At 68.4% G+C, this 10,162-nt stretch carries 8 protein-coding genes; 5 read left to right on the top strand and 3 right to left on the bottom strand.

Annotated elements, in window-relative coordinates:
• Positions 1-33: 33 nt before the first annotated feature.
• Both JWQ81_RS19235 and JWQ81_RS19240 read right to left on the bottom strand, forming a co-directional pair.
• Positions 34-1,155: a hypothetical protein gene (locus JWQ81_RS19235; protein ID WP_297543416.1), complete on the bottom strand. Its 1,122-nt coding sequence runs from the start codon at positions 1,153-1,155 to the stop codon at positions 34-36.
• Positions 1,152-3,560: a phosphoketolase gene (locus JWQ81_RS19240; protein ID WP_297543418.1), complete on the bottom strand. Its 2,409-nt coding sequence runs from the start codon at positions 3,558-3,560 to the stop codon at positions 1,152-1,154. The genes JWQ81_RS19235 and JWQ81_RS19240 overlap by 4 nt, the downstream gene beginning before the upstream one ends.
• A gap of 171 nt (positions 3,561-3,731) precedes the next feature.
• Here JWQ81_RS19240 and JWQ81_RS19245 point away from each other — a divergent pair, with 171 nt between their 5' ends.
• The 5 genes from JWQ81_RS19245 (at position 3,732) to JWQ81_RS19265 (ending at position 8,990) form a co-directional block, all read left to right on the top strand.
• Positions 3,732-4,388, top strand: a complete 657-nt coding sequence (locus JWQ81_RS19245) for a response regulator transcription factor (RefSeq protein WP_297543420.1) — start codon at positions 3,732-3,734, stop codon at positions 4,386-4,388.
• Positions 4,389-4,425: 37 nt separating this feature from the next.
• Complete coding sequence (locus JWQ81_RS19250) at positions 4,426-6,120, top strand: GAF domain-containing sensor histidine kinase (protein WP_297543422.1); 1,695 nt, start codon at positions 4,426-4,428, stop codon at positions 6,118-6,120.
• Between the two features lie 167 nt (positions 6,121-6,287).
• Positions 6,288-7,166, top strand: coding sequence for a universal stress protein (locus JWQ81_RS19255; RefSeq protein WP_297543424.1), 879 nt, complete (start codon positions 6,288-6,290; stop codon positions 7,164-7,166).
• A complete protein-coding gene (locus JWQ81_RS19260) occupies positions 7,163-8,050 on the top strand; it encodes a universal stress protein (protein WP_297543426.1) in 888 nt (295 codons plus the stop codon). Before JWQ81_RS19255 ends, JWQ81_RS19260 begins: the two co-directional genes overlap by 4 nt.
• 4 nt (positions 8,051-8,054) lie before the next feature.
• Positions 8,055-8,990, top strand: a complete 936-nt coding sequence (locus tag JWQ81_RS19265; RefSeq protein WP_297543428.1) for a nitroreductase family protein — start codon at positions 8,055-8,057, stop codon at positions 8,988-8,990.
• 409 nt (positions 8,991-9,399) lie between these two features.
• On the opposite strand, the gene JWQ81_RS19270 is transcribed toward JWQ81_RS19265, so the two are convergent.
• Positions 9,400-10,162, bottom strand: a 763-nt coding sequence (locus JWQ81_RS19270) for an HNH endonuclease signature motif containing protein (RefSeq protein ID WP_297543430.1), incomplete at its 5' end; no start/stop codon positions are given.

The following is a 10,162-nucleotide window of genomic DNA, read 5'->3' on the forward strand; positions in this document are numbered from 1 at the left end:
GGCGCGGTTGAAGGCGTCGTAAGCCTCGTGCCTTCATGAGATCCTTCGAATACCGGGTTGGTCGTTGTCGCGTCGCGTGTGCGCGGTCAGCGTTGTCAGGTGCCGGGTTTCACGGTCCATTACGGAAGCTTCGTCGGCGGGGATCGTCAGGACTCGCAGGTCGTGCCATGCGACGCCGGTGAGTCGGTCGCGGATTTCGCTGGTCACCGCGGGTGCGTGTTCGCCGATGCCGCCGGTGAACACCAGCGTGTCCCAGGACGGCAGCGTTGTCGCGGCGGCGGCGATGGCCATGGCGACGTCACGGGTGAACACTCGGAGGGCGAGGTCGGCGTCCGGGTCGTGGTCGCGTGCGGCGAGCAAGTCGCGGACGTCGTGCAGTCCGTGCGCGATGCCCGCCAGGCCCGAATCCTGGTCGAGCAGGGTGCGCACGGACACGGGTGAGGCATGGGGTTGTTCCAGTAGCAGCAAGGGGATTTCCGGGTCGAGATCGCCGCTGCGGGTGCCTGACATGATCCCGCCGGTCGGGGTGAGCGACATACTCGTGTGCACTGAACGGCCACCGCTGACGGCTGTGACCGAGCAGCCACTCCCGAGGTGTGCGACGACGGCGTTTCCGAGCTCGGGTACGGAATCCACAATGGACTGCACGGACAGGCCGTGGAAGCCATATCGGCGAAGACCGAGTGCGTCTGCCGCCGAAGGCAGGGGAAGTCGTCGAGCCTCAGCGGGTAATGAACGGTGGAAAGCGGTGTCGAAACACGCGACGTGGACCGCGTCGGGCCACACGACGCGGGCGGCGTCGATGCTCGCCAGATCGCCGGGCATATGCAGCGGCGCCCAGTTGACCAGCCCGGTCAACGCCTCGCGCACCGCGTCGGTCAGGACGGTCGCGCGATCGAACGCCACGCCGCCGTGCACGACCCGGTGCGCGACGGCGTCTGGGTGGATACCGCGACCGGCGAGCAAGGCTGCGAGGTGGGCGATGGCGTCGACCAGGTTGCCGGAGAACGGTTCCGGCTCACCGTTCGTGGTGCACTGGGCCCGGTCGGTGCCCAGCCGTTCGATCGACAGGGTCAGCGACACAGCCGGGTCCCGCAGCGAGGCTTTCAGGCTTGACGAGCCCGGGTTGAGGGTGAGCACGATCGGCGAGCTCACGGGGTCCAGGTCCAGTCGCGGACCTCGGGCATGTCCTCGAGGTGTTCGCGGATGTAGCCGTGGTGGCGCTCCAGCATCGCGTGGCAGTGTTCGGCCAGCTCAGTGCCCCTTTCCGGGACGCGGTGCGAGCGGCGCAGCGCTTCGAGGACCAGGTGGTAGCGGCTCATCCGGTTCAGCACGACCATGTCGAACGGTGTGGTCGTGGTGCCTTGCTCGTTGAAGCCGCGGACGTGGAACCGGCTCGGGTTGGTGCGGCCGTGGAGCAGTTGGTGCACGGCTCGCGGGTATCCGTGGAACGCGAACACGACGTCGGTGTCGGTGGTGAACAGGTTCTCGAACTTCTGCTCGCTGAAGCCGTGCGGGTGGTCGTCCCGCGGTAGCAGACCCATCAGGTCGACCACATTGACCACGCGAACCCGCAGGTAGGGTACGTATTCGCGGAGTAGTTGCGCCGCGCCGAGGACTTCGAGCGTGGGCACGTCGCCCGCGGCGGCCAGCACGATGTCAGGTTCGTCGATCGTCTCGGTGCCGGCCCAGTCCCAGACCGACGCGCCGGCCGCGCAGTGCGCGTTCGCTTCCGCCATTCCGAGGTACTGCAGGTGTTGCTGCTTGTCGACGACGATGAGGTTGACGTGGTCGCGGCTGCGCAGGCAGTGGCCCGCGATCGACAGCGTGGTGTTGGCGTCGGGTGGGAACCAGATCCGCACCACGGCCGGCGCGAGCGGGATCGCGGTGTCGATCAGTCCGGGGCCTTGGTGGGAGAAGCCGTTGTTGTCGTTGCGCCAGCACGTGGACGTCAGCAGCACGTTGAGCGACGCGACCGGCGCGCGCCATGGCAGGTCCGCGGCGTGCTGGAGCCATTTGGTGTGCTGGATCAGCATCGACGCGGACACCATCGCGAACGCCTCGTAGGTGGCGAACAGGCCGTGCCGCCCACTGAGCAAGTAGCCCTCCAACCAGCCCTGGCAGAGATGTTCCGAGAGCACCTCCATCACGCGGCCTTCGGGCGACAGGTGGTCGTCGGTGGTCAGGACCGGCACCTGGAGGCACCGGTCGGTAGCCTCGAACACGGCCGCGAGCCGGTTGCTGGCCGTTTCGTCCGGGCAGAAGAGCCGGAAGTCGCCGCCGCCGTCGGATTGCCGCGTGGTGGCGGTGTAGATGTCGCGCAGCAGCTCACCGAACGGGCGGGTGTTCTCGTGCTCCTCGACGCCGGGTGCGCGGACGGCGACGGCGTAGCGCTCCAGCGCGGGGATGGCGAGGGGTTTCAGCAACCGGCCGCCGTTGGCGTACGGGGTCGCGGACATCCGCTTGTCGCCGACCGGCGAGAGTGCCTTGAGCTCGGGGACCAGCGCGCCGTCAGCGTCGAACAGGGTCTCCGGGCCATACGAGCGCAGCCATGATTCGAGGCGCCGGAGGTGCTCGGGGTTCTCGCGGACCTGCGCCAGCGGGACCTGGTGGGCGCGGAAGGTCCCCTCGATCTGGACACCGTCGACGACGTCGGGGCCGGTCCAGCCCTTCGGGGTGCGCAGGATGATCGCCGGCCAGCGCACCGGCTGGAACGGTTCGGCGGCGGCCGAGCGCGCCCGGTTCTGGATGCCGCGGATGTGGGTATGCGCGAGGGTCAACGCGTGGTGTAGCTCGGTGAACACGGTCGCCGGGTCGTCGCCGGACACGATGACCGGGTCCCAGCCCTGCGCGGCGAGCAGGCCCAGCACGTCGGCGTCCTCCGCGCGGCCGAGCACGGTCGGGCCGGCGATCTTGTAGCCGTTGAGGTGCAGGATCGGCAGGACCGAGCCGTCGCGGCGGGCGTTGAGGAACGCGGGGATCTTCCACGACGCGGCCAGCGGGCCGGTCTCCGCCTCGCCGTCGCCGACCACGCAGGCCACCATCAGGTCGGGGCTGTCGAACGCCGCGCCGGCGGCGTGGGCGAGGGCGTACCCGAGCTCGCCGCCCTCATGGATGCTCCCGGGTGTCTGCACACTGACGTGGCTCGGCACACCGCCCGGCGTCGAGAACTGCCGCATGAGTGTGGTGAGGCCGGAGACGTCGGTGGAGACGTCTGGATAGATCTCGCTGTAGGTGCCTTCGAGGTAGGCGTTCGCGAGGAGCGCGGGGCCGCCGTGGCCAGGGCCGGCGATGTAGACGCAGTCCGTGCCTGTGTCGCGGATGAGCCGGTTGAGCAGGGTGTAGATCATCGACAGGCCCGGGCTCGTACCCCAGTGCCCGAGCAGGCGCGGTTTGATGTCGTCGGCCGAAAGTGGTTGGCGGAGCAGGGGATTGGCCTTCAGGTAGAGCTGGGCGACGGTCAGGTAGTTCGCCGCGGCCCACCACCGCAGGTCCAGCTCCCGGTCGTGGTCGGCGTACACCGGTGTGGCCGTGGTTTCGATTACCGTGGCGTGCTGCACTGTCGCTGCCTTCCTCTTCGGACTCGGTGACCGAACGGTAGGTCGCGCAGGCCTGCCGGAGCACCGTCTCGGGTGATCCGATGACCAACGGCGGCGAGGCGGGGAGCTAGGTCCTTCGGATTGGTGACTTTCGGCCCCTGTTCACGGCACCGATGGACGTAGGGTGACGATGTGAGCGAAAAACCGCAGGTCATCAAGGTGTTTCTGGTGGACGATCACGAGGTCGTCCGCCGCGGGGTCGCCGACCTGCTCGACGAAGAGGACGACCTGACGGTGATCGGGCAGGCCGCGTCGGTGTCGCAAGCACTCGCGCGGATCCCCGCTCTGCGCCCGGACGTCGTGGTGCTCGACGTCCGGCTGCCCGATGGCAACGGAGTCGAACTGTGCCGTGAATTGCGGTCGATGCTGCCCGGGTTGAACTGCCTGATGCTGACCTCGTTCACCGACGAGCAGGCGATGCTGAACGCGATCCTCGCCGGCGCGGATGGCTATGTCATCAAAGACATCAAGGGAATGCAGCTGGTCGAGGCGGTCCGCCAGGTCGGCACCGGGCGCTCCTTGCTGGACAACCGGGCTGTCGCCGCGCTGATGGCCAGGCTCCGCACGACCGTCGCCAAGCCGGGTCCGCTCGCGGGCCTGACCGATCAGGAACGCACGCTGCTCGACCTCATCGGTGAAGGGCTGACCAACCGGCAGATCGCCGAACGGATGTTCCTGGCGGAAAAGACGGTGAAGAACTACGTTTCACGGTTGCTGGCGAAGCTGGGAATGGAACGACGTACCCAGGCGGCCGTGCTGGTCACGGAGCTCCGCGACGGTGCCCAGTAACTCGTCTCGACGGCTCGATCTGTGCGACAGTGGCTGGATGACAACTGCCGACCGCGGACCCCCGCGCCATACCGACTCCTCGACCCGCCTGCGGTTACTGGAATCCGCCGGTGAGATCGTCGGTATGCGCAGCCGGATGAACGCGTTGCTGGACGCGGTACTCGCCGTTTCGTCCGGGCTTGAGCTGGACACCACGCTGCGCCAGATCGTGGCCGCGGCCATCGAGCTGGTCGGCGCCCAGTACGGCGCGCTGGGTGTGCTCGGCCCCGATGGCATGATGACGCAATTCGTTCACATCGGCATCGACGACGCCACCAGGGAACTGATCGGCGCGCTGCCCACCGGGCACGGCGTGCTCGGCGTGGTGATCGAAGAAGGCAAACCTCTCTGCCTCGGCGACATCGCCCATCATCCTGCCTCGCAAGGGTTTCCCGCCAACCATCCACCTATGCGGAGCTTTCTCGGGGTGCCCATCCAGGCCCGTGGGGCGGTTTTCGGGCGGCTGTACCTGACCGAGAAGCACAACGGCGAGCACTTCACCTCCGACGACGAGACCGCACTGGCCGCCTTGGCCGGGGCAGCGGGAATCGCCGTGGACAACGCCCGTCTCTACGAAGAAGCCCGCAGCCGTCAGCGCTGGCTCGAAGCCACCGGGGAGATCACCGCCGAACTGCTGGCCGGCACCGACACCACCGAAGCGCTCCGGCTGATCGCGAGCCGCGCGGTAGAACTGACCGACGCCGACTACGCCCTCATCGCGCTGCCGATGGACCCGGACGCGTCGCCGTCGACGAACACCACGCTCCAGGTCGTGATGTGCGCGGGACCCGAGGGAGACGCGATGATCGGCCAGCGGGTCCCGATCGGTGAATCGACCATGGGTGCGGTGTTCCGTGACCACGTCCCGCGGAGTGTGCCGAGCCTGGCGTACGACCTGGCCGGCGGGCTGGGGGTGGAGCTGGGCCCGGCGCTGGCGGTGCAGCTGCGCTCGGGGGAGACGACGTCCGGGGTGCTCGTCGCGTTGCGCGTACCCGGTTCGGCGGCGTTCGACGATCGTCAGTTGCAGATCGTGTCGTCCTTCGCGGATCAGGCAGCGATGGCGTTGCGGCAGGCCGAACGGCACGCGACCGAGCGTGAGCTGGACGTGCTGGCCGATCGCGATCGGATCGCGCGGGATCTGCACGACGACGTCATCCAGCGGCTGTTCGCGGTCGGGCTGGCGATGCAGGGCACGCACCGGCACGCGAAGTCACCGATCGTCACCGCCCGGCTGGCCGAGCACATCGACCAGCTGCACGAGGTCATCCAGGAGATCCGGACGACGATCTTCGATCTCCAGGCCGATGCCGCGGGGGTGCTCGGCCTGCGCACCAGGCTGCAGAACGCGATCACCGAACTGACTGGCGACAGTGCGATCCGCACCACGGTCCGGATGTCGGGGCCGTTGGATGTGGTGCCCGCCGGGTTGGGTGAACACGCCGAGGCCGTGGTCCGGGAGGCGGTCAGCAACGCCGTGCGCCACGCGAAGGCGTCGGAGTTATCGGTCACGGTGTCACTGGACGACAACCTCGTCATCGACGTCACCGACAACGGAGTCGGATTCCCGGAGATCGTCGCCCGCAGCGGGCTGCGCAACCTCGACCAGCGTGCTGCCGAGGCAGGCGGGTCCTGCACCCTGACCCGGCCCGATGCCGGCGGGACCCGGCTCGCCTGGACCGCGCCACTGCCTTGAGGAGCGCTGTCTTGAGTGGCGCTGTCTTGAGGGCGCTCTCTTGAGGGGCCGGAAGTCCTCGGGACCGAGGTCGTTGTCCCCCTGTCCGTGAGCACTCCCGGCCGTAGCGTCGGCGGTAGTCAAGTCCACTGTGGATCTTGGGCGACCGGCGAAGAGGAGTGGTTCGCGTGAACCAGGTAGAAGGCGCGATCGTGGTGGGAGTGGACGGCTCGGCCGAGTCGCTGATGGCCGTGCGATGGGCGGCGGCGGAGGCCGCGGAACGCCAGTGCGTGCTGCATCTCGTACACGCGCTCGATCCGATCATCGGGTGCTACGGCGCAGGACTCCCGGTGCCGCAAAGCATTTTCGACGAGATGGACGCCGGTGGCCGGCGGGTGCTGGCGGAAGCGCGCGACGCGGTCGGCTCGGACCTTGTGGTGACCACGGAAATGCCCAGGAGACTTGCGATCCCGCGGTTCGTCGAGCTTTCCGAGTCGGCACGGATGATCGTGCTGGGTGCTTCTGGACGCGGCGGTTTCGTGGGCATGCTGACCGGCTCGACCGCGGTTTCGGTTGCCGCGCATGCACAGTGCGCCGTCGTCGTGGTTCGTGGTGACCTGTCCGGCACCGGGCCCGTGGTGGTCGGTGTCGACGGCAGCGCGAACTCCGAGCTCGCCGTGGGCGCTGCCTTCGACGAGGCTTCGTGGCGCAAGGTGTCGTTGGTGGTGGTCCACGCGTGGACCGACGCCGACTACATCGAAGTCCCGCTGCCGCAGTACTCCTACGTCGACTGGGGCGCCGTGGATCAGCAGCAGGAACGCGTGCTCGCGGAGAGCCTGGTCGGCTGGCAGGACAAGTATCCCGATGTCGAGGTCCAGCGGGCGCTGGTCAGGGACCGGCCGGCCCAGGAGCTGCTCAGGCGGTCCGCGGACGCCCAGCTGGTGGTCGTCGGCAGCCGGGGCCGTGGTGGGTTCGCCGGGCTGCTGCTCGGCTCCACCAGCCAGGCGCTCGTCCATCACTCGTCCTGCCCGGTCATGATCCTTCGGCAGGAGGAGCAGACGACATGAGCACCGCGAACCGCAGGATCGCTGTCGGCGTCGACGGTGCGGAAATCGGCACCTTGGCCGTGAAATGGGCGGCGCAGGTGGCTTCCGAGCGCAAGCTCGAGCTGGTGATCGTCCACCTCACCCACGGCGAGCAGTTCGTCTACGGCGGCGGCTTGTCGGGCTACCCGGAACTGCTTGACGCGTTCCGTGAGGACGGCCTTCGGATCCTCGAGGCCGCGGAGGAGGTCGCGCACTCCATCGACCCGGCGCTCGACCTCGACACCGTGCTGCAGATGGATTCGGCCGCGCGGTACCTGATCGAGTTGTCGAGTTCGGTGCGGATGATCGTCGTCGGGGCGTCCGGCCGGTCCGCGGTGACGTCGGCGCTGCTCGGCTCGACGGCGTCCGCGGTGCTCAGCCATGCCCACTGCCCGGTCGCGGTCGTGCGGGGCCGGACGGAGTCGGCGATGTTCGTCCCCGACGGTCCCGTGGTCGTCGGCATCGACAGCAGCCCGTTCAGCGAGGCGGCGCTGGAAATCGCGTTCGACGAAGCGTCGATCCGCGCGGTGCCGTTGATCGCCGTGCACGCCTGGACTGATGCCGCCATCGACGAGGTGTACGGCATGTCGCGGCTTTCGACCTGGTGGGAGACACGCGCGGACGACGAGCGTCGGTTGCTGGCCGAGCGGCTCGCCGGCCGACAGGAGAAGTATCCGGACGTAGCGGTCGAGCGGGTCCTGGCCCGCGACAACCCGCGGCAGGTCCTGCTCGACTACAGCGCGAAGGCGCAGCTGGTCGTCGTCGGGAGTCGTGGTCGGGGAGGGTTCCGCGGGCTGCTGCTCGGTTCCACCAGCCAGGGGCTGGCGCATCACGCGAAGTGCCCAGTGCTGGTCGTCCGGGGCTAGTGCCATGATCACCACCGGAGCCGAGGTCCGCACAGCTGGGTTGGAAGCGGCCGTCCGGGCGCCTTCGCCGTACAACACCCAACCCTGGCGTTTCGTGCTCACGGCCGGGGGTGTCGACCTCTTTCTGGACGCGGATCGCGTGCTCGCCGTGGTGGACCCGGACGGCCGCGAGGCGAGACTGGCTTGCGGCGCCGCGTTGCTGAACTTCCGGCTCGCGGTGGCCGCGGCCGGGCGCGCTTGCGCGATCGACCTGATGCCGGACCGAACCCGGCCCGATCTGCTCGCGCGGGTGACGCTCGGCGCCGTGAAGAGGCCGTCGTCCGGAGAGATCCGGCTGGCGGCGGCTGTTCCACGCCGGTTCAGCAACCGGCGGCCGTTCGTCGACCAGCCGGTGCCGCATCGTGCCCGCCAGGCCATCACGACGGCCGCGCGGGCAGAGGGCGCGGAGGTCGTGCTGGTGGACGAGGCGGGCACGCTCGGTGCGGTGGCGTCGCTGATCCGGCGCGCGGACACAGCGCAGACCGAGGACCGCGCGTTCCGACGGGAACTGGCGGAGTGGACGCGCGGACACGGTGACGGTGACGGCGTGCCCGCGTCCGCCGGAGGCCCGCGCTCGGCCGGCGGGTTGCTGCCGGTCCGGCACCACGGCCCGGATTCCCAGCCCGCGCGGCCCTACGAGCAGGACCCGATGGTCGTCGTGCTGACCACGCCCGCGGACGGCCCCCTTTCGCAGCTACGCGCGGGCCTGGCCCTGCAACGGGTGCTGCTCACCGCCACCAACCTTGGCTTGAGCGCGTCGTTCCTGTCCCAGGCGATCGAGGTCGAGTCCAGCCGTGCGGAGCTCCACACGCTGGTCGGGCGGCACCCGCAGTGCGTGTTGCGGCTCGGCTACGGCTACCCCGGCACCCCCACGCCGAGGCGTCCGCCGCTCTGGCCCTGAACGTCCGTGCCTGGAATTTACGGGCGTGGTGGAGGGGGAATTTCGCTGGTCGTCGGCATCCCGGCCGGGTGCAACCTCCACGATCGGTGGATCTAGGTCCAACGCACTCAAGGTGGTCTTCCGTTTACTGAAGCAAGGACCGGGGCGGCGAGGGGTGCGCGGTACGGATCCTTGCGCCGCGTCCGTGACGCGGTGGCCGCCGAGGCTCCTGAGCCCGGTCCCGTTCGTATCGGGGGACCCCTGGTACGAACGATTCGTACCAGGGGTCCCCTGATTCAGTAGTGCTGTGGGCTTTCGCAACTCGACGGCGAGTTGCTGTTGTGCCGAAGAATGCAGTCAGGGCTCGTCAGTGTCGCGGCCGGGTGATCCGGTCGCGGCACTCACGAGCCCTGGTGGAGTCGGTATTCTGTTACAGGTGCATGGTGTTGCGCCTGGGTCTCCGAAGCGGATCGAGATAAGCGGGCGGGATGAAGTCCGGTCTCCCGTCACCGCCCATTCGCACTTCCCAGCCACCACAATGCACCAATCTATGGTGACGCCAGCACAGTAGGGTGAGATTTTCAAAATTCGTTTGGCCACCATCCGCCCAAAAAACAATGTGGTGACCCTCGGTGTGTTTAGCGTGTTTATTGCAACCGGGGAAGGCGCATCCGCGGTCTCGCATGACGAGTCGGCAGCGTTGTCCGGTGGTGATGATGCGCTTGGACCGGCCCAAGTCCATCGGCTCACTATCCATGCCGAGAACAGCGGGAATGAGCGTGCAGTCACAGGCGAGCATCCGAGCTTCGGCAGCGGTGATCACGCCGCCGTAGTCGAGCATCGCGGTCCCGATCCCGGACTTCAGCGTCTCGAAGTCCACGGTGACCGCCACATGGACACGATCACCACCATGGGTGGGCATCTTGTCGACGGTCATCGCGAGGCGGACCAGGTCGACGAGGGCGTCGGCTTGGCGTTCCCACTGACTGCGGGCGTCGCGGACTTCCTCTTTCGTCGACTGCGGCTTCGCGAGCGGATCCAACGCTGCCCGCAGTTGGGCGTAGGCCAGGTTGTCCAGCTTGCCTTTGAAGCTGGCGGTGCCGTCGCGGTGTTCCTGGAACGCCAGCTCCCGCTTCGGTCGCTCCGGCGGATCCTTCGGCTCGGGTCCGTCGGGGTCGAAGGTGTTCAGGAGC

The sequence above is a fragment of the Amycolatopsis sp. genome (assembly GCF_025464955.1).
Classification (GTDB): domain Bacteria; phylum Actinomycetota; class Actinomycetes; order Mycobacteriales; family Pseudonocardiaceae; genus Amycolatopsis.